Annotated in this window: 21 protein-coding genes; 13 read left to right on the forward strand and 8 right to left on the reverse strand. The window is 66.6% G+C overall.

Annotated features, from left to right (window positions below; all coding sequences use genetic code 11):
- The first annotated feature begins 76 nt into the window (after positions 1-76).
- From ASC68_RS16310 to ASC68_RS16350, 9 genes are all read left to right on the forward strand, one after another.
- On the forward strand, positions 77-1,951 hold the full coding sequence (locus ASC68_RS16310) for a peptidylprolyl isomerase (protein WP_055881460.1): 1,875 nt from the start codon (positions 77-79) through the stop codon (positions 1,949-1,951).
- Entirely contained in the window at positions 1,948-3,459 is a 1,512-nt protein-coding gene (gene trpE / locus ASC68_RS16315) for an anthranilate synthase component I (RefSeq protein ID WP_055881462.1), read from the forward strand. The genes ASC68_RS16310 and trpE overlap by 4 nt, the downstream gene beginning before the upstream one ends.
- A gap of 99 nt (positions 3,460-3,558) precedes the next feature.
- The gene (locus ASC68_RS16320) at positions 3,559-4,155 is read left to right on the forward strand and encodes an aminodeoxychorismate/anthranilate synthase component II (RefSeq protein WP_055881465.1); all 597 of its coding nucleotides are present in this window, start codon (positions 3,559-3,561) and stop codon (positions 4,153-4,155) included.
- Positions 4,152-5,171, forward strand: a complete 1,020-nt coding sequence (gene trpD / locus ASC68_RS16325; protein ID WP_055881468.1) for an anthranilate phosphoribosyltransferase — start codon at positions 4,152-4,154, stop codon at positions 5,169-5,171. The genes ASC68_RS16320 and trpD overlap by 4 nt, the downstream gene beginning before the upstream one ends.
- A gap of 3 nt (positions 5,172-5,174) precedes the next feature.
- Positions 5,175-5,966, forward strand: coding sequence for an indole-3-glycerol phosphate synthase TrpC (gene trpC / locus ASC68_RS16330; protein ID WP_055881471.1), 792 nt, complete (start codon positions 5,175-5,177; stop codon positions 5,964-5,966).
- A complete protein-coding gene (moaC, locus tag ASC68_RS16335) occupies positions 5,966-6,430 on the forward strand; it encodes a cyclic pyranopterin monophosphate synthase MoaC (protein ID WP_055881475.1) in 465 nt (154 codons plus the stop codon). Before trpC ends, moaC begins: the two co-directional genes overlap by 1 nt.
- The gene (gene glp, locus ASC68_RS16340; protein WP_055881477.1) at positions 6,427-7,632 is read left to right on the forward strand and encodes a gephyrin-like molybdotransferase Glp; all 1,206 of its coding nucleotides are present in this window, start codon (positions 6,427-6,429) and stop codon (positions 7,630-7,632) included. Before moaC ends, glp begins: the two co-directional genes overlap by 4 nt.
- 63 nt (positions 7,633-7,695) lie before the next feature.
- Positions 7,696-8,142 (forward strand): Cu(I)-responsive transcriptional regulator, encoded by a 447-nt coding sequence (cueR, locus tag ASC68_RS16345; protein WP_055881481.1) that lies wholly within the window; start codon positions 7,696-7,698, stop codon positions 8,140-8,142.
- Positions 8,143-8,230: 88 nt separating this feature from the next.
- Entirely contained in the window at positions 8,231-9,616 is a 1,386-nt protein-coding gene (locus ASC68_RS16350) for an MFS transporter (RefSeq protein WP_055881486.1), read from the forward strand.
- A 41-nt stretch (positions 9,617-9,657) separates the two neighbouring features.
- Here ASC68_RS16350 and cysW read toward each other — a convergent pair whose 3' ends face one another.
- The 8 genes from cysW to ASC68_RS16390 form a co-directional block, all read right to left on the reverse strand.
- Positions 9,658-10,503 carry a sulfate ABC transporter permease subunit CysW gene (gene cysW, locus ASC68_RS16355; RefSeq protein ID WP_055881488.1) on the reverse strand — a complete coding sequence of 282 codons (846 nt, stop codon included), beginning with the start codon at positions 10,501-10,503 and terminating at the stop codon, positions 9,658-9,660.
- Positions 10,484-11,296: a sulfate ABC transporter permease subunit CysT gene (gene cysT, locus ASC68_RS16360; protein ID WP_055882520.1), complete on the reverse strand. Its 813-nt coding sequence runs from the start codon at positions 11,294-11,296 to the stop codon at positions 10,484-10,486. The genes cysW and cysT overlap by 20 nt, the downstream gene beginning before the upstream one ends.
- 99 nt (positions 11,297-11,395) lie before the next feature.
- Entirely contained in the window at positions 11,396-12,394 is a 999-nt protein-coding gene (cysP, locus tag ASC68_RS16365; RefSeq protein WP_055881489.1) for a thiosulfate ABC transporter substrate-binding protein CysP, read from the reverse strand.
- 184 nt (positions 12,395-12,578) lie between these two features.
- A complete protein-coding gene (locus ASC68_RS28995; RefSeq protein ID WP_197421256.1) occupies positions 12,579-12,734 on the reverse strand; it encodes a hypothetical protein in 156 nt (51 codons plus the stop codon).
- Between the two features lie 93 nt (positions 12,735-12,827).
- The gene (locus tag ASC68_RS16375) at positions 12,828-14,345 is read right to left on the reverse strand and encodes a tripartite tricarboxylate transporter permease (protein ID WP_055881493.1); all 1,518 of its coding nucleotides are present in this window, start codon (positions 14,343-14,345) and stop codon (positions 12,828-12,830) included.
- A complete protein-coding gene (locus ASC68_RS16380) occupies positions 14,345-14,878 on the reverse strand; it encodes a tripartite tricarboxylate transporter TctB family protein (protein WP_055882524.1) in 534 nt (177 codons plus the stop codon). The genes ASC68_RS16375 and ASC68_RS16380 overlap by 1 nt, the downstream gene beginning before the upstream one ends.
- A gap of 8 nt (positions 14,879-14,886) precedes the next feature.
- Positions 14,887-15,837, reverse strand: a complete 951-nt coding sequence (locus ASC68_RS16385; RefSeq protein ID WP_055881495.1) for a tripartite tricarboxylate transporter substrate binding protein — start codon at positions 15,835-15,837, stop codon at positions 14,887-14,889.
- A 237-nt stretch (positions 15,838-16,074) separates the two neighbouring features.
- Entirely contained in the window at positions 16,075-17,142 is a 1,068-nt protein-coding gene (locus tag ASC68_RS16390) for an ABC transporter substrate-binding protein (protein ID WP_055881497.1), read from the reverse strand.
- Between the two features lie 190 nt (positions 17,143-17,332).
- Here ASC68_RS16390 and ASC68_RS16395 point away from each other — a divergent pair, with 190 nt between their 5' ends.
- From ASC68_RS16395 to ASC68_RS16410, 4 genes are all read left to right on the forward strand, one after another.
- Entirely contained in the window at positions 17,333-18,004 is a 672-nt protein-coding gene (locus tag ASC68_RS16395; protein ID WP_055881498.1) for a response regulator transcription factor, read from the forward strand.
- On the forward strand, positions 18,004-19,377 hold the full coding sequence (locus ASC68_RS16400; RefSeq protein ID WP_055881500.1) for a sensor histidine kinase: 1,374 nt from the start codon (positions 18,004-18,006) through the stop codon (positions 19,375-19,377). The genes ASC68_RS16395 and ASC68_RS16400 overlap by 1 nt, the downstream gene beginning before the upstream one ends.
- A 61-nt stretch (positions 19,378-19,438) precedes the next feature.
- A complete protein-coding gene (locus ASC68_RS16405; RefSeq protein WP_055882528.1) occupies positions 19,439-20,197 on the forward strand; it encodes a DeoR/GlpR family DNA-binding transcription regulator in 759 nt (252 codons plus the stop codon).
- A gap of 25 nt (positions 20,198-20,222) precedes the next feature.
- On the forward strand, positions 20,223-21,383 hold the full coding sequence (locus tag ASC68_RS16410) for an MFS transporter (protein WP_248310554.1): 1,161 nt from the start codon (positions 20,223-20,225) through the stop codon (positions 21,381-21,383).
- Positions 21,384-21,477 lie beyond the last annotated feature (94 nt).

Here is a 21,477-nt window from a genome sequence, read left to right on the forward strand (position 1 = left end):
TGCCTTGCGGCACAAACTCGACCCTGTCTAGTATCCGCCGCCCGCCGGGGAGGCGGCTGTTGTTGGATTTGTCTCGATGCTCGATAGCTTTCGCCACCTGACCAAGACCTGGTTCGGCAAGATTCTCGGCGCCTTTCTGATTGTCGGCCTGGCGGGGTTCGGTATTTCGAACGTCATCACCGGCTTCGGCACGAACACCGTGGCCACCGTCGCCGGACAGGATATTTCGGTGCGCGACTATCAGCGCGCCTACAATACCCAGATCAATGCTGTCGCCCAGCAGATCGGGCGCGTGCCGACCGTCGAGGAAGCCAATGTCTTCGGCGTGCCGGGCGCGGTGCTCGACCGGCTCGCTGGTGAGGCCGCCGTCAACAAGCTCGGCGAGGACCTCGGCCTCGGCGTCTCCGAGGACCGCCTCGGCAAGATGCTGCGCGAGGACCCGAGCTTTTCGAGCGCGCTTGGTGCGTTCGATCGCAGCAATTTCCTGCGCGTGCTGCAGCAGAACGGTTTCACCGAAGCTGAGTATTTCGACCTCCAGACCAAGGCGGCGCGCCGCCAGCAACTGGTGAGCGGCCTGCTCTCCGGTGCGCCGGCGCCTACGACCGCTACCGAGCTGTTGAGCCGCTTTTCGGGTGACACGCGGACTGTCGACTACTTCATCCTGAACGCCCAGGCCCTGCCCCCGGTTGCCGAACCGACGGAAGAAGAGCTGGCGACCTACCTCAAGGACAACCAGGCCAATTTCCGCACCAAGGCGACCCGTACGATCGAGCTGCTGGCGCTGTCACCCGAGGCGATCGCCGCCACCAAGACCATTTCGGATGAAGACGTCGCGGCCGAATACGAGCGCACCAAGCAGAGCCGCGTGAAGATCGAGCGGCGCACCGTCAAGCAGGTGGTGCTCAACACGCCTGAGCTCGAGAAGGCCTTCACCGACGGCAAGGCCGCCGGTACACCGTTCGCCGACGTGCTCGCCGCCAGCGGCGCGAGCGCCCAGGATCTGGGCAACCTCAGCAAGACCGAGATCACCGACAGCAGCCTGGCTGACGCGGCGTTCGGGCTGGCGCTGAACGACTACGTCATCATCGAGGGCATCGGCTCGAAGCGCGCCGTCACCGTTTCGGCGATCGAGCCGGGGGGCGTCATCAGCCTCGAGGACGCCAAGGCCGATATCGCCAAGCAGTTGGCGCTCACCCAGGCCCGCAACGAATACACCGACGTGCTCGACCAGATCGAGGAACTGCGGGCCGCGTTCAAGCCGCTGCCGGAGATCGCCGAGCGCTTTGGCCTCCACACCGTGACCGTCCCGCTGACCGAAACCGGTGCGGAGCTCGCCAACAGCCCGGACGTCGGCCCCGAGGATGCGCAGCGCATCGCCACCGCGGTGTTCAAGGCCGAGCAGGGCAACCTCGCTCCGACAATCCAGCTGAGCTCGACCCGCAACCTCTGGTTCGACCTCAAGCAGGTCGAGGACGCGCGAGACCAGACGCTCGACGAGGTCCGCGACGCGGTGATCACTGCCTGGACCAATGCCAAGACCGACGAAGCCGTCACCGCCGAAGCAGCCAAGCTGCTCGAGCAGGTGAAGGCCGGCACCGCATTTGCCGACGTTGCCAGCAGCATCGGCCAGTTCCCGATCCTCAGCCAGCCGCTGAAGCGCGCTGGCGACGGCACGACCGTGCTGAACCAGGCGGTAGCCAATGAGATCTTCAACGGCGGCCCGACGCATTTCGGCTCGGCGGTGAACGGCGACGGCGACCACGTGGTGTTCCAGGTGGTCGAAGTGAACCAGGGCACCTCCGACCAGACGGCCGAGATCAAGAAGTTCGTCGAAGAGTCGAGCCGTGATGCGCTCTACAGCGATCTGCTGACCGGGCTGAAGTCGGAAGCCGGCCTCAGGATCAACGAGCAGGTCCTGAAGCAACTTACCGATACCGGCGCCCTGCAATGACCGCTGACGACCAGTACGGCGCCTTCGCGGCGGGCTACGACGCCGGCCGCGCCCAGATCGTCTTCCGGCGCGTCGTCGCCGATCTGGAAACGCCGATCGGCGCCTACCTGAAGCTCGCCGAGGGGCGGAAGAACACCTTCCTGCTCGAAAGCGTGCAGGATGGCGCCACGGTCGGGCGCTACTCGATGATCGGCTTCGATCCGGACATCATCCTCAAGGTCGAGAAAGGCCAGGCAAGCATCAATCGCAATGCCGGCCTGACGCCCGACGCCTTCACCCCGGTCAGCGAGCCGCCGCTCGATGTGCTGCGCGCCCTGGTGGCGGAGAGCCAGGCCGAAGTGCCGCCCGGTCTTCCCTCGACTGCGGCCGGCATCTACGGCTATCTCGGCTACGACATGGTGCGCCTGATGGAGGTGCTGCCCGACCGCCACGAGGATCCGCTGGGTTTCCCCGAGGCGATCCTGATGCGGCCCACCGTGCTCGCTGTGTTCGATACGCTGAAGGACGAACTCTATCTCACTGCGCCGGTCTACATCCGCCCGGGCGTGACCGCCCGGCAGGCCTGGGAAGGTGCGCAGAGCCGCATCGATGATGCCGTTGGCCGCATGGGGCGCACCCTGCCCTACACCTCGACCCCGCCCGATATCGACGCCATCGCGGTCAAGTCCAACACCAGCGTCGAGCAGTATGCCCGCATGGTCGAGGACGCCAAGGAATACATCCGGGCCGGCGACATCTTCCAGGTGGTGCTGAGCCAGCGCTTCGAGGCCGAGTTCACGCTGCCGCCGACCGCGCTCTATCGCGCGCTGCGCCGCACCAACCCCTCGCCCTACATGTACATGCTGGATTTCGGCGATTTCGCCGTCGCGGGCTCAAGCCCGGAAATCCTGGTCAAGGTGCAGGACGGCAAGGTCAACATCCGCCCCATCGCCGGCACCCGCAAACGTGGCGCCACGCCGACGCGCGACAAGGAACTGGCGGACGAGCTGCTGAGCGACCCCAAGGAACTGGCCGAGCACTTGATGCTGCTCGACCTCGGCCGCAACGACGTCGGCCGGGTGGCCAAGATCGGTAGCGTCGAGGTTACCGACAAGTTCTTCCTCGAGTACTACTCGCACGTCATGCACATCGTCTCGAACGTCGTGGGCGACCTCGACCCGAAATACGATTTTGTCGATGCACTGGCCGCCGGCTTCCCTGCCGGCACGGTCTCGGGCGCGCCAAAAGTCCGGGCGATGGAGATCATCGACGAACTCGAGAAATCGCGCCGCGGCATCTATGGCGGCTGCGTCGGCTATTTCGGCGCTGACGGCACGATGGATACCTGCATCGTGCTGCGCACCGCGATCGTCGCCAAGGGCAAGATCTACGTGCAGTCGGGCGCCGGCATCGTCGCCGACAGCAAGGCCGAGCTCGAGCAGCTCGAATGCGAGAACAAGGCGCGCGCCCTGTTCAGCGCCGCAGAAGAGGCGCTCCGCTATGCCGGCGAAGCGCGGGTTGGCCAATGAGCACTCTACGATGGCGGGGGGCAGCTCTGATTCTGTGATTTCCGCTTTCGCGGGAATGACCCGGTGTTTTACATAACGTCCGAGCCTGGAACCTGAGACATGCGCCTCCTCGTCATCGATAACTACGACAGCTTCACCTACAACCTCGTCCACTTTCTGGGCGAACTGGGCGGCGAGTCCGAGGTGTGGCGCAACGACAAGATCACCCTCGATCAGGTCGCGGCGATCGCGCCGGAAGCCATTGTACTGTCGCCGGGCCCGGCGACCCCCGATACGGCCGGCATCTGCCTCAGCCTGATCGAGCGCTTCGCGCCGACAACGCCGATCCTTGGAGTGTGCCTTGGGCACCAGGCGCTCGGCCAGGCGATGGGCGGCGAGGTGATCCGCGCGCCGCAGCTGATGCACGGCAAGACCAGCAAGATCAATCACAGCGGCAAGGGCCTGTTCCGCGGGCTGAATTCCGGCTTCGAGGCGACGCGCTACCACTCGCTGATCGTCAGACCGCAGAGCCTGCCGGATGTGCTGGAGGTGACCGCCTCCACCGATGACGGGCTGATCATGGGCATGCAGCACCGGAACTACCCGAGCCACGGCGTGCAGTTCCACCCCGAGAGCATCGCGTCGGAAAACGGGCACGCGATCCTGCAGAACTTCCTCAACCTCGCCCGCGACTTCAACCTCAGGAAGGCCGCGTGATGGATATCAAGGGAGCTCTCAACAAGATCGCATCGCGCCAGGATCTGACCGGCGAAGAAATGCGCGCCGTGATGACCACGATCATGGATGGCGAAGCGACGCCGAGCCAGATCGGCGCGTTCCTGATGGGCATGCGGGTGAAGGGCGAGACGGTCGGCGAGATCGCCGCGGCCGTGTCGATCCTTCGGGACAAGATGGTGCCGGTGGCGGTCGACGCCCCGGACAGCATCATCGATATCGTCGGCACCGGTGGCGACGGGGCGGAGACGCTGAACATTTCGACCGCGACGTCGATCGTCGTGGCGGGCGCCGGCGTTCCAGTGGCCAAGCACGGCAACCGCGCGCTCAGTTCCAGGTCGGGCGCCTCCGATGTGCTGCAGGCGCTTGGCATCAAAACCGATATCGGGCCCGACAAGATCAGCCAGTGCATCCGCGAGGCCAGCATCGGCTTCATGTTTGCGCCCGCGCATCACCCAGCGATGAAGCATGTCGGCCCCACCCGCATGGAGATGGGCACCCGCACCATGTTCAACCTCCTGGGGCCGCAGTCGAACCCGGCCGGCGCCCGCCGCTACATGCTGGGTGTCTACGACAAGAAATGGGTCGAACCGGTCGCCGCGGCGCTGCTTGCCAACCGCGCCATTTCGGCCTGGGTCGTGCATGGCGCCGATGGCATCGATGAGCTCTCGACCACCGGCCCGAGCTTCGTCGCCTCGATTAAGGGCGGGGACCTGCGCAGTTTCGAGATCACCCCGGAGGATGCCGGCCTGCCGCGCGCCACCATGGCCGACCTCAAGGGCGCTGACCCGGCCTACAACGCCTCGCGGCTGCGCGGGCTGCTGGATGGGGTGAAAGACCCCTATCGCGATATCGTGCTGCTCAACGCCGCCGCCGCGTTCATCGTCGCCGGCCGCGCCGACACGCTGAAGCTCGGCGCCGACCTTGCGGCCCGCGAGATTGACTCCGGCCGCGCCAAATTGACGCTCGACAAACTCATTTCCGTATCGAACAGCTGACCCATGTCCGACATCCTCTCCCAGATCGAAATCTACAAACGCGAGGAAATCGCCGCGGCGAAGACCCTCCGCCCCTGGAACGAGGTGGTCGCCGAAGCGCATGACGCGCCTCCGGTGCGGCGGTTCCTCTCGGCGCTGAAAAAGAAGCGGGCTGACAACCAGTTCGCGCTGATCGCCGAAGTGAAGAAGGCGAGCCCCTCCAAGGGCCTGATCCGTCCCGACTTCAACCCAGCCGAGATCGCCCGGGCCTATGAACTGGGTGGCGCCTCCTGTCTATCCGTGCTCACCGATCGCCCGAGCTTTCAGGGCGCGCCGGGCTACCTGATCGAGGCGCGCAACGCCACCAAGCTCCCGGTGCTGCGCAAGGATTTCCTGTTCGAGACCTACCAGGTGGCCGAGAGCCGCGCCTGGGGCGCCGACTGCATCCTGATCATCCTCGCCGCGGTCAACGACGACACCGCGCGCTACCTGCTCGACGCCGCCGAGGAATGGCGGATGGATGCGCTGGTGGAAGTGCACGACCAGATCGAGCTCGATCGGGCGCTGGGCCTGAATGCCGAGTTCATCGGCATCAACAACCGGAACCTGCGCACCTTCGAGACGACGCTCAACACCTCGGTGACCCTCGCCGGCGGCGTGCCGCAGGGGGTGCACCTGGTGTCGGAAAGCGGCGTCAACACCCATGCCGACCTGGTGAAGCTCGAGCATGCCGGCATCGGCACCTTCCTCGTCGGCGAGAGCCTGATGCGCCAGGACGACGTCACCGCCGCAACCATCAAGCTGCTGCACGGCTGATGGCGCTCACCCACCTCAACCAGCGGGGGGAAGCGCATATCGTCGATATCGGCGACAAGGCCACGACTCGCCGCCGGGCGGTGGCAACAGCGCGGCTGGAAGCCAAGCCCGAGACAGTGGCGCTGATCCTTGGCGGCGAACTGAAGAAGGGCGATGCCCTGGCCGTAGCCCGCGTCGCCGGCATCATGGCGGCCAAGAAAACCTCCGAGCTGATCCCGCTCTGCCATCCGATTCCGCTGACCAAGGTGAGCGTTGAGATCGAAGGCGACGGCCCTGCCCTGCTGGTGACGGCGACCGCCGAGACCACAGCGCAGACCGGAGTCGAGATGGAGGCGATGACGGCGGCTTCAGTCGCCGCGCTGACCCTCTACGACATGGCCAAGTCGCATGATCGCGCCATGCGGGTGACCTCCATCCAGCTCGAGGAAAAATCGGGCGGCAAGTCGGGTGATTTCCACCGATGATGCCGGTCGACGAAGCCATCGAGCGGATCTTCAGGAAGCTGCCCAAGCTCGGCAGCGAGGCGCTGCCACTGGTCCGCGCGCATCGCCGCGTGCTCGCCCAGCCACTGGTGGCGCGGCACAGCCAGCCGCCGTTCGATGCCAGCGCCATGGACGGCTACGCCGTACGCGCCGCCGAGGTGGTGCCGGGCCAGCCGCTGAAGCTGGCCGGCACCTCGCAGGCCGGTGCCCGCTTCGTCGGCATGATGGAGCATGGCCAGTGCGTCCGCATCTTCACCGGCGCGCCGTTGCCGATCGGCGCCGATGCGGTGATCATGCAGGAAGAAGCGACGGCCAAGGGCAACCAGATCAGCTTCGAGAAGGTGCCCAAGCCCGGCCAGAGCGTCCGCAAGCAGGGCTTTGACTTCAAGCGCGGCGCCGAGCTGCTGCCGGCGGGTGTGGCGCTGACCCCGGCAATGCTGAACCTCGCCGCTTCGGCCAACCACCCGACCTTGACCGTGACGCGCCGACCCCGGATAGCCGTGCTGGCGACCGGCGACGAACTGGTAGCGCCGGGCACGCCGCTCGGGCCGGACCAGATCATTGCCTCGAACACCTACGGGCTGATCCCGCTGCTGGCGCCCTGGGCCGAACAGGTGATCGACCTCGGCATCGTCGCTGACGACAAGGATAAGCTCGAGGCGGCGCTGCTCGGCGCCTTCGACCAGGGCGTCGACATGCTGGTCACCACTGGCGGTGCCAGCGTTGGCGAGCGCGATTACGTCCAGGAAGTGCTGCGCGACCTGGGCGTCGAGGTGGATTTCTGGAAGCTCAGGATGCGACCGGGCAAGCCTCTGATGTTCGGCACCCGCGGCAAGACGCTGGTGTTCGGCCTGCCGGGCAACCCAGTCTCGGCGCTGGTAACGGCCACCGTGATCCTGAAGCCGGCGCTCAGAGCGCTCACCGGCCACATCGATCCGTTCTGGCCGCGCATTGGCGTCCCCACCCTGCTCGGCCTGCCGCCGAATGGGCCGCGCCGGCACTTCATGCGGGCGACACTCAGCCGCAACGACATCGGCTTCCTGCAGGTCGAGCCGATCTTCGAAACCGACTCGAGCCACTCGACCTCGCTGGCGCTGGCCGACGCACTGATCGTCGTGCCTGAGGATTCGCCGGGCGTGCCGCCGGGCGAGATCGTCGACGTGATCCCGCTCAGCTGGGGCTGACCCGGACTTGACCTTCCCATCATGGGAAGGTGTATCCGCCTCCTGCTGACAAGGAGGCATTGGATGAACATCGGACAGGCCGCGAAGGCCACCGGCATCTCCACCAAGATGATCCGCTACTACGAATCGATCGGGCTGGTCGCCGCCCCGCACCGGACCGAGTCCGGCTACCGGGTCTATCTCGACGACGATCTGCATGCGCTGCGCTTCATCAATCGGGCTCGTGACCTCGGCTTCTCGGTCGAGCAGATGCGCGACCTGCTGACGCTGTGGCGCGATCGCGACCGGGCCAGCGCCGACGTCAAGGCGATCGCCCGCGCGCATATCGCGGTACTGGCCGAGAAGGCGCGCGCCCTCGCCGCGATGAGCGAGACGCTGCAGCACCTGGCTGAAACCTGCCACGGCGATGACCGGCCGAGCTGCCCGATCATCGAGAAGATCGCCGCTGCCGTGCCGTCTTCGGGCCGTCCGGCAAACCGCCCGCGCTTCGGCATCGCGCAGTTGCACTGAGGCTTGACCCTCCAAACATTGGAACCCTTAGGCACCTCGATCGATGCCGCGCGACTCCCGCGCCGGACCAGTCGAAAGGACCTTTCCAATGCAACCCGATCCACGGCGGTGGTGGGGCCTCGCGCTGCTGAGCGCCGCCCAGTTCATCGTCATTCTCGATACCTCGATCGTCGGCGTCGCCCTGCCGGCGATCCAGACCCAGCTCGGTTTCTCGCCCGAGAACCTCAGCTGGATCTTCAACGCCTATGTCGTCGCCTTTGGTGGCCTGTTGCTGCTCGGCGGCAAGCTGAGCGACGTGTTCGGGGCGCGCCGCATGTTCGCGCTCGGCTTCGTCATCCTGACCGCGGCCTCGATTCTGGCTGGTGTCGCGAGCTCTCAGGCCATGCTGATCGCCGGCCGCGCCATCCAGGGTGTTGGCGCAGCGCTGATTGCGCCGTCGGCGCTGGTGCTGCTGATGCAGCTGTTCGCGCATGATGGTCGCGAGCTCGGCAAGGCGTTCGGTGTCTGGGGCGCCGCCGCCGCTGCCGGTGGCACCGCTGGGGTGTTCCTCGGCGGCGTCATCACCGAGTGGCTGAGCTGGCCCTGGACCTTCCTCGTCAACGTCCCGCTCGGCGCGCTGGTGCTGCTGCTGACCCCTGCCCTGTTGCCGCGGGTGCATGGCGGCACCGGCCGGATCGACTGGCTCGGCGCCATCACCATCACCGGTGCGCTGTCGCTGGCGGTCTATGCCATCGTCACCACCGGTCCGGGACAATGGTCATCGCCCACGACGCTGACCCTGCTCGGTGTGGCGGCGCTGCTGTTCGTCGGCTTTGTCGTGCTGCAGGCCATGGGCCGGCAGCCCTTGCTACCGCTTTCGATCTTCGCGACCCCGAACCTCGCGGCTGCGAACCTGCTGATGGCGCTGCTCGGCGCGGCGTGGATTCCGCTGTGGTTCTACCTCAACCTCTACCTGCAGCAGGTGCTGGGGCTGTCGGCGCTCTATAGCGGCCTGGCGCTGGTGCCGATGACCATCACCATCATGGTGCTGATGGTCTGGCTGTCGGGCCGGCTGGTCGGCCGCTTCGGCATCAAGGCCAACCTCGTGGCCGGCCTGCTCGCCATGGCAGTTGCGCTGTTCCTCTTCACCCGCGTGCCCGCCGACGGTGACTTCTGGGTCGACGTGCTGCCAGCCTCGCTGCTGGCCGCGCTGGGCATGGCGCTGGCCTACATCCCGGCCACCATGGCCGGCATGTCCAGCGCACGCCCCGAGCAGACCGGGCTCGCTTCTGGCCTGATCAGCACCACCTATCAGGTCGGCTCGGCCATCGGCCTCGCCGCCATGGTGGCGGTGGCGGCGGGAAGCGGCTCAGACCTGCTGGCCGGCTTCCAGGCGGCATTCTTCGGGGCGATGATCGTCGCGGCGGTCGCCGCGCTGGCCGCGCTGCTGTTCATCAGCGGCACCCCTGCCACGCAGGCGGCAGCCGCGGAGTAGCGAGAACGGGCCCGGCGTCAGCGCCGGGCCTCAATCCACCGCTAGTGCCCGGTCTTCCGCTCGAGCGCCGACTTGAGGATGATGGTGAGCACGGCCAGCAGCGCCAGCGTCGAGGCGGCGGCGAAGGCGCCGGTGACGTTGAAATCGTTGAACAAGAGCTCGATCTGCAGCGGCAGCGTGTTGGTCTGGCCGCGGATGGCGCCCGAAACCACCGACACCGCGCCGAACTCGCCGATCACCCGGGCATTGCACAGCACCGCGCCATAGAGCAGCGCCCAGCGGATGTTGGGCAACGTTACGTGCCAGAAGATCTGCCGGCCGTTGGCGCCGAGCGACAGCGCCGCCTCCTCGTCTTCGCCGCCCTGCTGCTGCATCAGCGGGATCAGCTCGCGCGCCACGAACGGCGAGGTGACGAACAGCGAGACGAGGAAGATCGCCCACACCGTGAACATCAGCTTGAGGTCGAACTGCGCCAGCAGCGGGCCAAGCAGCCCCTGCCCGCCATAGAGGAACAGGTAGATGACACCGGCCACGATCGGGCTCACCGAGAACGGGATCTCGATGAAGGTGATGAGGAGCCGTTTGCCGCGGAATTCGTAGCGCGTGACCAGCCAGGCGGCGGCGATGCCGAACCCGACATTGATCGGCACCACGACGATCGCCGCCAGCACGGTGAGAAAGATCGCGTGCAGCGTTTCGGGCTCGACGATGTTGGCGAGATAGACGCCGACGCCTTCGCGAAAGCCGGTGACGACGATCAGCAGCAACGGCACCAGCAGCACGGCGCCGGCCATCAGGTAGGCGAGCCCGATCAGCCCCCACGCCACCGCGGATTGCGGGCGGCGCGGATCGGCCGGGAGCGACGCTTCAGCGGGATTTGTCTGCATAGCGGAGCTGCCAGGCCTGAAGCAGGTTGGTGAGGAACAGGGTGACGAACGCGGTCGCTAGCAGCACGGTCGCGAGCGCGGCGGCGGCCGGGTAATTGTGCTCGTCGAGCCGGATGAAGATCAGCAGCGAGACGATTTCGGTCATCCCCGGCAGGTTCCCGGCAATGAACACCACGGCGCCGAACTCGCCGATGGCGCGGGCAAAGCAGAGCACCACACCGGTGGTGAAAGCCGGCAGGATCAGCGGCAGGATCACCCGCGAGAACACCTGGAACGGCGTCGCGCCGAGCAGCCGGGCTGCCTCCTGCACGTCCTCGGGAATGTCCTCCAGCACCGGCTGCACCGTACGCACCACGAAGGGCAGCGAGGTGAAGGCCATGGCGACGATGATGCCAAGCTGCGCGTGGGTGACAGTGACCCCGAGCGGCACGAGGATTTGCCCATACCAGCCGGCCGGACCGAACAGCGTCACCAGCGCGAGGCCGGCGACAGCGGTCGGTAACGCGAATGGCAGGTCGACCAGCCCGTCGATGATGCGCTTGCCGGGGAATTCGTAGCGCACCAGCACCCAGGCTAGCAGCAGGCCGAAAAAGCCGTTGAACACCGCTGCGGCAGCGGCGGAGGAGAAGGTGATCCAGTAGGCCGAAATCGCCCGTGGCGACGAGACGATGCGCCAGAACTCCGGCCAGCCGAGGCTGAAGGTCTTGAGCAGCATTGCCGCCAGCGGCAGCGCCACGATCAGGACGAGGTAGAGCGCCGTGATGCCGAAGGTCAGCCCGAAGCCCGGCAGCAGATACCTGCGACCGGGCTTTCGCGCCTTCGGCAGGCGCGTTCCAAAGGCAACGGCGCGGGGTGCCTCCCGCGCCGTATCGAGGCTGGTCAAAGCCCGGCCCTACTGGTTGACGAACACCTTGTCGAGCAGGCCGCCTTCGGCGAAGTGGTCGGCCTTGATCTTGTCCCAGCCGCCGAACACGTCCTCGACGGTCACGAGGCGCACCTCAGGGAACTGCGCCTTGTACTTCTCGACGGCCGCGGCCTCGTGGACGCGGTGGAACAGCGCGCCGGCAATGTCCTGGCCCTCGGGCGAATAGAGGTAGTTGAGGTAGGCAGTGGCGATCTCGCGGGTGCCGCGCTTATCGACCACCTTGTCGACCACGGCGATCGGGAATTCGGCCAGCAGGCTGACCGACGGGATCACTGCGTCATACTGGTCGTCGCCGAGCTGCTTGATGGTGCCGAGCACTTCGGCCTCGAAGGTGATCAGCACGTCGCCGATCTTGTTCTCGACGAAAGTCGTGGTGGCGGCGCGGCCGCCGGTCTCGAACACCGGAACGTTCGAGAACACCTTCTTCAGGTATTCCTCGATCTTGGCCTCGTCGCCGGCAAACGCCTCGGTCGCCCAGGCGCGGGCGGCGAGATAGGTATAGCGGCCATTGCCCGAGGTCTTGGGGTTCGGGAAGATGATCTTGACGTCGTCGCGAGCGAGATCGGCCCAGTCCTTGACGCCCTTGGGGTTGCCCTCACGCACGAGGAAGGCCGGCAGCGAGTAGAACGGCGATGCGTTATTGGCGAACTTCGACTTCCAGTCCGCGGTGACGAACTCGCCCTTGGCCAGCGTATCGACGTCGATCACCTGGTTGAAGGTGACCACATCGGCTTCCAGCCCCTCGAGGATCAGGCCGGCCTGCTTGGACGAGCCGGCATGCGACTGGTTGACCTTCACGTCGGCGTTGGCCGAGGCCTTGTAGGACGGGACGAACTTGGCGTTCACCGCATCGAACAGCTCGCGCGAAATGTCATAGGAGACGTTGAGGATCTCGGTGGTCTGCGCCAGCACCGGCGCGGTCCCCAGGAGAATGGCGGCAACGGCCGCGGTGAAAAGCTTGTTCATTATGCCCCAGCGGAAAAATCGGAATGAACCGAGGATTCGGTGAGGCGAGAAACACGAAACCGGCAGCCCGCGTCAAAGCCTAGTGCGTTGATCCGGAGGACTTATTCCCCTCGGGCGAGGCAAAGAGCATCGCGTTGCGCGGGACCGGTGCCGCGCGCAACGTCATTTCCAGCGCCTTGGCCGGTCAGCGACCGATGGCGCGGAACTGTTTGGGCTCGATGCCCAAGGTACGCAGGTCGCGGGCGGTCGGAACGCGGCCGGCCTGCGTCGCGGCAGCGGCCGCGTTGGCAGCGCCGAAAATGCTGAAGACGTCACGGAGAAGGCTGGGCTTGCGGGTCATCTGGAGGTCCTTTCGTCCCCCCATAAATGGGAAGGCTTGCCTGCCTCCGGCAGTGGGCGGGAAGGCAGGCAAGCCATGCGTGCGTTGCAGGCGTCAGTCGTTGTCGGCAGCAACCGCCGCCAGCACTTCGCCCTTGCCGCGCGCCCTGAGGATCAGGGGCACGATCAGCGCCAGCGCCGCCAGCGCCAGCAGCGTCGCCGAGATCGGCGAGGTGAACAGCACCATCACATCGCCCTGCGAGATGGCCAGCGCCCGCCGCAACTGCTGCTCGGCCATCGGGCCGAGGATCAGCCCCACCACTACGGGAGCGATCGGGAAATGGAACAGCCGCAAGCCATAACCCAGCAGGCCGAAGGCCAGCAGCATGCCGAGCTCGAACACCGACGGGTTGGCGCCGATAGTGCCGAGCGTCGCGAACAGCAGGATGCCGGCATAGAGCCAGGGTTTCGGGATGGTGAGCAGCTTCACCCACAGCCCGATCAGCGGCAGGTTGAGGACAATCAGCATCAGGTTGGCGATCAACAGGCTGGCGATCAGGCCCCAGACCAGCTGCGGGTTCGAGGTGAACAGCAGCGGCCCGGGTTGCAGGCCGTATTGCTGGAAGCCGGCCAGCATGATCGCCGCGGTCGCCGAGGTCGGCAGCCCCAGCGTCAGCAGCGGCACCAGGGTACCGGCAGCCGAAGCGTTGTTGGCGGCCTCCGGTCCGGCGACACCTTCGATGGCGCCATGGCCGAACTCCTCTGGGTGCTTGGAGAGTTTCTTTTCCGCCGCATAAGAGAAGAACGTGCCGATCTCGGCGCCGCCGGCCGGCATGGCGCCGATCGGAAAGCCGATAACGGTGCCGCGCAGCCACGGCTTCCACGACCGGGCCCAGTCCTTGGCGCTCATCCATAAGGAGCCGCGCACCGGCTCCACCGTTTCGGGCGCGCGCTTGCCCTGTGCCGCGACGAACAGCGTCTCGCCGATAGCGAACATGGCGACGGCCAGCGTCGTGACCTCCACCCCGTCGAGCAAGTCGGGAATGCCGAAACTCAGCCGCGCCTGCCCGGTCTGCAGGTCAATGCCGATGATCCCCAGCGTCAGGCCGATGAACAGCGAGGTCAGCCCGCGCAGGGCGGAATCGCCGAACGCCGCCGAGACCGTGACGAAAGCCAGCACCATCAGCGCGAAATACTCGCGCGGCCCGAAGGCAAGCGCGAACTTCACCACCCACGGGGCGAGGAAGGCGAGCGCGATGGTGGCGATCAGGCCGGCAACGAACGAGCCGATGGCCGCGGTGGCGAGGGCTGGACCACCCCTGCCCGCCTTGGCCATCTTGTTACCCTCGAGCGCCGTGACGATCGAGGCGCTTTCGCCGGGCGTGTTGAGCAGGATCGAAGTGGTCGAGCCGCCATACATGCCGCCATAGTAGATCCCAGCGAACATGATCAGTGACCCGGCGGGATCGAGCTTGTAGGTGACCGGCAGCAACAGTGCCACGGTGGTCGCCGGCCCGATGCCGGGCAGCACGCCGACGGCGGTGCCGAGCGTCACGCCGACCAGGGCGTACAACAGGTTGATCGGCTGGATCGCAACCGAAAGCCCCTGCAGCAGCAGGGCGAAGGTATCCATCAGCTGGCGCTCCCCGGAGCGGCCTTGAACGGCGCGGTGATGAGGTCAAAACCCTGGATCAACAGCTGCTCGGGCGGACCGGCGGGCAGCGTCAGCTGCAGCAGGCGGGCGAACACGAACCAGACGAAGCCCGAAATGAGGATGCCGCTCAGCAGCGCCAGCGGCAGTGAAACCTTGCCCAGGCCCCGCGCCGTCATGGCGAACAGGATGCCGGTCGCGATCGAAAAGCCGGTGAACTTGATCAGCGCCATCTGCGCGACAAGTCCGCCGACGATCCACAGTACAGGCGGAAAATCCTGCTGCTCGCGCTCGGGAAAATCGTGCCGATAGGCGGCAATTGCGGTCCAGATGGCGAGGCCGCCAAGGCAGATGGCGATCGCATAGGGAATGGTCTGCGGTCCGATCCGGGCATAGGCGCCACCGGCGCCCAGCCGCGAGGCGTCCCACGCAACCAGCAGCGCGAGAGCCAACAGACCCGCAGCGATGACCAGCGCCGCCCAGTCAGGGCGGCGCTGCTTGTTTGCCTGAGCCATGGGCTCGATCATTGCACGAGACCGACGTCCTTGAGAATTGCCTCGGTGGAGGTGATCTCGGTGGCCAATTGGGTCTTGAACGCGTCACCGGCCAGGTAGGTGTTGTTCCAGCCCTTGGTCTCGAGGATCTTCGTCCACGAAGCCGAGTTCACCAACTTTTCGATATCGGCGCCGATCGCGGCGGTCTGCTCGGCGCTGAGGCCAGGACCGGCCCACACGCCGCGCCAGTTCTGCACCACCAGGTCAACGCCGCCTTCCTTGAAGGTCGGCCCGTTGATGATGGCCACCTTCTCGGGCGACGAAACCCCGATGACGCGTAGCGCACCGGCTTCCACCTGCGACTGGAATTCGCCATAGCCTGAAATACCCACCGTCACCTGGCTGCCGAGCACGGCGGCGAGCGCTTCGCCGCCACCCGAGAAGGCCACGTAGTTGACGAGCTTCGGGTCGACGCCGACGGCCTTGGCAAAGAGGCCGGCGGTGATGTGGTCGGTACCGCCAGCTGAGCCGCCAGCCCACGACACCGAGCCGGGATCGGCCTTCAGTTTGGCGACGAGACCGGCGAGGTCCTGGATGTCGGAAGCCGCCGGCACGACGATCACTTCGTACTCGCCGGTGAGCCGGGCAATCGGCGTCACCGCGTCGAGGGTCACCGGCGCCTTGTTGGTGAGGATCGCGCCGACCATCACGTAGCCGCCGACGATCAGCTTGGACGGGTTGCCATTGGCCTCCTGCACGAACTGCGCGAGGCCGATGGTGCCGCCGGCGCCCGGCACATTGGTAACCTGCACATTGCCGGAAATGCCCTCGGCGGTGAGCGCCTCCTGCATCGAGCGGGCGGTCTGGTCCCAGCCGCCACCGGGCGCGGCAGGCGCCATGATCGAATAGTCGGCGGCAAAGGCCGCGGTGGGCAGCGCCAAGGCGCCCGCCAGCAAGGCAGTCGCGACGAGATGCTTCATTGCTTGTCCTCCAATGCGGCCGACGCAACGCCGACCGTCGTTATTTCGATCCAGGGGGAATACCCCGCGATGAAACAGCGCGGGCTGCCGCGGGGTTGCGGCAACGCTGATCAAAACTGCGGGGGTCCTCCCAGACTCCTCGACCGGACGCTGTTGCGCCTCGGCCAGGCTGGACCAGAGCACAGCAAGCTGTCGTGAAGCTGACGCGCCCTCTCCCAGACGACGGGTGCGCCCTACCTACTGGATGCTCAGCGCGTCGTTCCAGCGCCGGATCAGCCGGGCTCGCTTTACCTGATCGAGATAGACCATCAGCCCGGGGCTGACCGGCACCGGCCGGAGCTGGTTGCCGAGCGCCAGTTGCATGGCGTTGGCGGTGTTGTCGCCGGTAACGCTGGGGTTGAGCGCCGCGATCTGCAGCTGTTGCGCCATGATCGTCTGACCCTCGGCCGACATGAAGAAGGCGAGGTAGCGACGGCCCAGGTCCGGGTTGGCCGCGGCCTTCGGCACCAGCCCGATGCGCGAGGTGACGATGGTGTAATCGGCCGGCAGGACGATGCCGAGATCGGGGTTCCGCGCCGCCGCCTCGGCGGCATAGGAGCCAAGGATGTTGTAGCCGAAGACGAACCGGCCGTCGGCGACGCGGTCGACGATCGCCGAGGTGGTCGAGTAGAGCTTGACCCCCGCCGCGCCCATGGCGCCGACCAGCGTCCAGAGGTCCGAATACTGCTCCTGGTCGCGCGAGAAGAACATGAAGCCGACGCCGGAGCGCTCGATGTCGTAGGTGCCGATCCGGCCATGGATCGCATCGGCATTGGCCTCGAGGTACTGGATCAGCTCGGCCCGCGTCGACGGCGGCTTCGACCCGGCAAAGCTCGGCTTGTGGTAGATGAACACCGCGGGCTCGTAGGTCAGCGCATAGGCGGTGTTGCGCCAGTTGGCCCAACGCGGCCAGCTCGCCGATAGCGGCACGCTGCTCTCCTGCGCATAGCCATCATTGGCCAGCTTCACCTGCAGGTCCATCGACGAGGAAAAGGCGAAATCGGCGGTCGGGGCCCCGGCATCGGATTCGGCAACGACCCGGTCGTAGATATCGACGGTCTGCAGGTCTTCGTAGGCCACGGCGATATCGGGATTAGCGGCCTGGAACGCTGCGATCATCGGGCGCGCCAGCGGCTCGTCGAGCGACGAATACACCGTCACCGTCCGCGCCTCGGCCGCTCCACCGAGCGCCGGAAACACCTTCATCCCCTGGGCCAGGGTCGGAGACGTGACGAGCAGCAGGAGGATGGCAAACAGACGCAGCATGGCGCGACCATGCCCGCTCCCCTGCCCGCTCCACAAGGGCTATGGGCAACGCGCCACGCTCAAACCTGAGCAAGATCGCGTTCTCCGACCGCGCTCTTGCTCAGGGTCTTTTGTATTGGTCGCGCGATCGAACCGGAAAAGTCTGCAACTTTTCCTGATCTCGCTCTACCGTGGGCGCGGGGAGCGAGTGATGCGTATCTTGGTGGTGGAAGACAACCGGACCTTGGCCGATGGCCTCGCCGCGGTGCTGCGCGTCGCCGGCTATGCGGTCGATGTGGTGCATGACGGTGTTTCGGCCGACGCGGTGCTCACGACCGAAACCTTCGATCTGGTGGTGCTCGACCTGAGCCTGCCTGAAATGGATGGGCTCGACGTGCTCCGGCGCATGCGGGGCCGCCGCAACCCCTCTTCGGTGCTGGTCCTCACCGCCCGCGGGGCGCTCGACGAACGGGTGCGCGGCCTCGACCTCGGCGCCGATGACTATATGACCAAGCCATTCGAAGTGTCGGAACTGGAGGCCCGCATCCGCGTGCTGCTGCGCCGCCAGGCCGGGCTGCACAATTCGAGTATCGCCTTTGGCAGCATCGAGCTCGATACCGTATCGCGCACCCTGTCGGCCTTCGGCCAGACGCTCGACATCCCGGCGCGCGAGCTGAGCGTGCTCGAAACGCTGCTGCACAAGGCCGGCAAGGTGGTGGCCAAGCAATCGATCATCGAATCGCTCGCCGCCTTCGACGACGACCTCAGCGAGAACGCGGTCGAGCAGTACATCTCGCGCCTCCGCCGCCGGCTCGCGCCTTACGCCCTCACCGTGCGGGTGGCGCGCGGGCTTGGCTATTATCTCGACCGGATCGCCGACTGATGATGACGCGGCCCTACTCGCTGCGCCGGCGCCTGCTGCTCTGGCTGATGGTGGCGCTGCTCGCCGTCGCGGCATTGGCGGTGGTCGACACCTGGCGCGAGGCCCGCGACACCGCCACCTCGCTGTCAGATCGGGTGCTCGCCGGCTCGGTACTGGCGATCGCTGAGCGGGTGATCGTCACCGAGGACGGGGCGCTCGAGGTCGACGTGCCCTATGTGGCGCTGGAAATGCTGACCTCAGCGGCGCAGGACCGGGTGTTCTACCGCGTCGACGGCCCAGAAGGCTTCATCACCGGCTACCAGACGCTGCCGACCTCCGACGTCGCGACGGCCGACATCGCCTATTCCGACGCCAGCTTTCGCGGTGAGCCGATCCGGGTTGCGGTGCTGCGGCGGGCGGCGTCGTCAGGCGTCAGTGCTATCCCCTTCACCGTCACGGTGGCCGAAACCACCATCGCCCGCACGCAGCTGACCCAGACGCTGCTGGTGCGCTCCGCCATCCGCCTGGCCCTGTTGATTCTCGCCGCGGCGGTGATCCTCTGGCTCGCTGTGGGGTTCTCCCTCGCTCCGCTCTACCGCTTGCGCGACGCCATCTCGCGCCGCGCCCTCGATGACCTCAGCCCGATCGAGCAGCAGGTGCCACGTGAGGTGCAGGGGCTGGTCGACACCATCAACTCCTTCATGACCCGGCTGTCGGCAGCGCTCGAGGCGCTTCGACACTTCACCGGTAATGCCAGCCACCAGCTCCGCACCCCGCTCACCATCATCCGCACACAGCTGGCGCTGGCGCTTCGCGCCGATACGCCGGCCGCAGCGCGCGAGGCGGCGCGAACCGCCGATGCCGCGGTGGTGCACGCCGAGCGCGTGCTGGCGCAGCTGCTGCTGCTCGCCCGCATCGACGAGGCCGCCTCCGATCGGCTGCAGTTCCCAGTCATCGATCTGCACGAACTTGCACGAGATCGCACGGGCGACTACGTCGTCCGCGCCCATGCCGCCGAGATCGACCTCGGCTTTGACGGTAACGGCCCTGCCCTGGTCCGCGGCGACCCGATGCTGCTGGGCGAACTGCTCAGCAACCTGATCGAGAACGCTATCGCCTATGCCGGCCCGGGTGCCGAGGCAACGGTTCGCGTCGCCGCCGCGGAGGATGTGCTGCTCGAGATTGCCGATACCGGCAAAGGCGTTGCGCCCGAGCAGCTGGCCGCAGTGCAGAAGCGCTTCAGCCGGGGTGACAGCGACAAACCTGGCGCCGGCCTCGGCCTGCCCATCGTCGAGGAAATTGCTCAACTGCTCGGCGGTGAGCTGAGCGTCGCCTCACCGCCAGGCGGCGGTTTCCGCGTGCAGCTCCGCCTCCCGATTGCGGACCAGCCCTAGCGACAGTTGTCATTCGTGCGTCTTCGTGCAATATCGTGCATAACCACGCATGGAGTCGCACATGCTCACCGATGAACGCCACGACGTGATCCGCGCCCTGCTGCTGAGCGATGGGCGCGTCGTCGCCAACGAACTCGCAGCGCGGTTCGGCGTGTCGGAGGACACCGTCCGGCGCGACCTGCGCGAACTAGCCAAGGCCGGCTACTGCCGGCGCGTCCATGGCGGCGCCCTTGCCCCGGCGCCGGTGGCGCTGCCGATTTCGGCCCGGGTGGAGAAAGACGCCGATGCCAAGACCCGCCTGGCGGCCGAGGCGGTAAAACTGCTGCAGCCGCGGCACACCGTGTTCATCGATGCCGGCAGCACCAATTATGCCATCGCCCGTGCCATACCGCGCAACATGGAGCTGACGGTGGTCACCAACGCTCCCGCCATCGCCGCGGCGCTCGCCGACCACCGGCAGGTCACCATCATCATGCTGGGCGGCGTCTACAACGGCGAACTCGGCAGCGTCAGCGGCAACACCACCGTCGAGGCGGTCGAGGCCATCTATGCCGATCTGGTTTTTCTCGGCACCTGCGCCATCGACCTGACGTTCGGCGTCTCCGCCCTTGATGCCGTCGAAGCCGAAGTGAAGCGCGCCATGGTGATGCAGAGCCGCGCCCTGGTGGTCGCCGCGACTGCCGACAAGCTTGGCCTCGCTGCGCCATTCCGGGTCGCGAGGCCTGAAGCGCTGACCCGCCTCGTGGTCGAAGGCGATGCTGATCCCGGCCTGCTCGGAGATTTCGCCGCCCAAGGCACCACCGTCCACCGCGCCACCTGACTTTAAGCCGCACTGGATCTCCGCCGTGACCACTCTCGCATTCGCCACTGACCGTATCCCCTCCGGCCGGCGGGAACAGCTCGCCACCCGGGTGATCTTCCTCGTGGTCGGCATCGTCATGGCCGGCTTTGCGCCGCTGGTGCCCTTGGCCAAACTCCGCCTCGGCCTCGATGAAGGCGCGCTCGGCCTGTTGCTGCTGTGCCTGGGTCTCGGCTCGATTTTTGCCATGCCGATCACCGGCATCCTGACTGCCAGGTGGGGCTGCCGCGCCGTGATCGCCGTCGCCTCGGTGATCATGATCGGTGCCTTCCCGTTCCTCGCCATAGCTGACAGCTGGCTCAGCATGGCCGTTGCCATCGCCGTCTTCGGCGCCTCCCTGGGCACGGTTGACGTGGCGATGAACATTCAGGCGGTGATGGTCGAGCGCGACAGCGGCCGACCGATGATGTCAGGCTTCCACGGCCTGTTCAGCCTCGGCGGCATCGCCGGGGCCGGTGGCATTAGCGCCTTGCTGGCGCTGGGCGGTCTGTCGCCGCTGGTGGCGGCTATCGTCGTCAGCGTCGTGTCGCTGCTGCTGGTTGGCTTGTCGCTTGGTGGGCTGCTGCCCTACGGCGACAACGGGCAGGAGAAGTCGCCGCTGTTTGTTCTGCCCAAGGGCGGCGTGCTGCTGCTCGGCATCCTGTGCCTCCTGACCTTCCTCGCCGAGGGCTCGGTGCTCGATTGGAGTGCCGTGTTCCTCACCTCGGTACGCGGCGCCGATATCGGCCTTGCCGGGCTTGGCTATGCCGCCTTCGCCGTGGCGATGACCGGCGGACGGCTCGCCGGTGATCGTATCCGGATGGCGTTGGGCGAGCGGCGCGTCATCGTGTTTGGTGGCCTGATCGGCGCGATCGGCTTCGCCGTGGTGCTGCTGGTTCCCTCGGCTCATGCCGGGCTCGTCGGCTATTTCCTCGTCGGCATCGGCGCCTCCAACCTCGTACCGGTGCTGTTCTCGGCTGCGGGCCGTACCCGGGACATGTCGCCCGGCCTCGCGATCACCGCCGTCAGCACGCTGGGCTATCTCGGCCTGCTCGCCGGGCCCGCACTGATCGGGTTCGTAGCGCACCTTGCCACCCTGCCCTTCGCCTTCGTGCTGCTCTCGGCCGCCATGTTGATGGTGGCGGCAAGCTACAAGGTCGCGAAATAGCGGATCGCACGTCTGTGTGTATTGTACCGCCGCCGGCTTTTGACTGCCGGCGGCGGAAAACGTTATCCTGCCGCCAAGCAATCTCTCGAAGTAC

It is taken from the genome of Devosia sp. Root105, assembly GCF_001424865.1.
Taxonomy (GTDB): domain Bacteria; phylum Pseudomonadota; class Alphaproteobacteria; order Rhizobiales; family Devosiaceae; genus Devosia_A.

Bases quoted from the DNA above. Each gene is read 5' to 3' on its own strand.
- ASC68_RS16400 (WP_055881500.1), top strand. From the start codon at position 18,004: ATGATGACGCGGCCCTACTCGCTGCGCCGGCGCCTGCTGCTCTGGCTG.
- ASC68_RS16390 (WP_055881497.1), bottom strand. From the start codon at position 17,142: ATGCTGCGTCTGTTTGCCATCCTCCTGCTGCTCGTCACGTCTCCGACC.
- ASC68_RS16310 (WP_055881460.1), top strand. From the start codon at position 77: ATGCTCGATAGCTTTCGCCACCTGACCAAGACCTGGTTCGGCAAGATT.
- ASC68_RS16395 (WP_055881498.1), top strand. From the start codon at position 17,333: ATGCGTATCTTGGTGGTGGAAGACAACCGGACCTTGGCCGATGGCCTC.
- moaC (WP_055881475.1), top strand. From the start codon at position 5,966: ATGGCGCTCACCCACCTCAACCAGCGGGGGGAAGCGCATATCGTCGAT.
- trpC (WP_055881471.1), top strand. From the start codon at position 5,175: ATGTCCGACATCCTCTCCCAGATCGAAATCTACAAACGCGAGGAAATC.
- cysW (WP_055881488.1), bottom strand. From the start codon at position 10,503: ATGCAGACAAATCCCGCTGAAGCGTCGCTCCCGGCCGATCCGCGCCGC.
- ASC68_RS16320 (WP_055881465.1), top strand. From the start codon at position 3,559: ATGCGCCTCCTCGTCATCGATAACTACGACAGCTTCACCTACAACCTC.
- ASC68_RS28995 (WP_197421256.1), bottom strand. From the start codon at position 12,734: ATGACCCGCAAGCCCAGCCTTCTCCGTGACGTCTTCAGCATTTTCGGC.
- ASC68_RS16380 (WP_055882524.1), bottom strand. From the start codon at position 14,878: ATGGCTCAGGCAAACAAGCAGCGCCGCCCTGACTGGGCGGCGCTGGTC.
- glp (WP_055881477.1), top strand. From the start codon at position 6,427: ATGATGCCGGTCGACGAAGCCATCGAGCGGATCTTCAGGAAGCTGCCC.
- ASC68_RS16405 (WP_055882528.1), top strand. From the start codon at position 19,439: ATGCTCACCGATGAACGCCACGACGTGATCCGCGCCCTGCTGCTGAGC.
- cueR (WP_055881481.1), top strand. From the start codon at position 7,696: ATGAACATCGGACAGGCCGCGAAGGCCACCGGCATCTCCACCAAGATG.
- ASC68_RS16375 (WP_055881493.1), bottom strand. From the start codon at position 14,345: ATGGATACCTTCGCCCTGCTGCTGCAGGGGCTTTCGGTTGCGATCCAG.
- ASC68_RS16350 (WP_055881486.1), top strand. From the start codon at position 8,231: ATGCAACCCGATCCACGGCGGTGGTGGGGCCTCGCGCTGCTGAGCGCC.
- ASC68_RS16385 (WP_055881495.1), bottom strand. From the start codon at position 15,837: ATGAAGCATCTCGTCGCGACTGCCTTGCTGGCGGGCGCCTTGGCGCTG.
- cysP (WP_055881489.1), bottom strand. From the start codon at position 12,394: ATGAACAAGCTTTTCACCGCGGCCGTTGCCGCCATTCTCCTGGGGACC.
- trpE (WP_055881462.1), top strand. From the start codon at position 1,948: ATGACCGCTGACGACCAGTACGGCGCCTTCGCGGCGGGCTACGACGCC.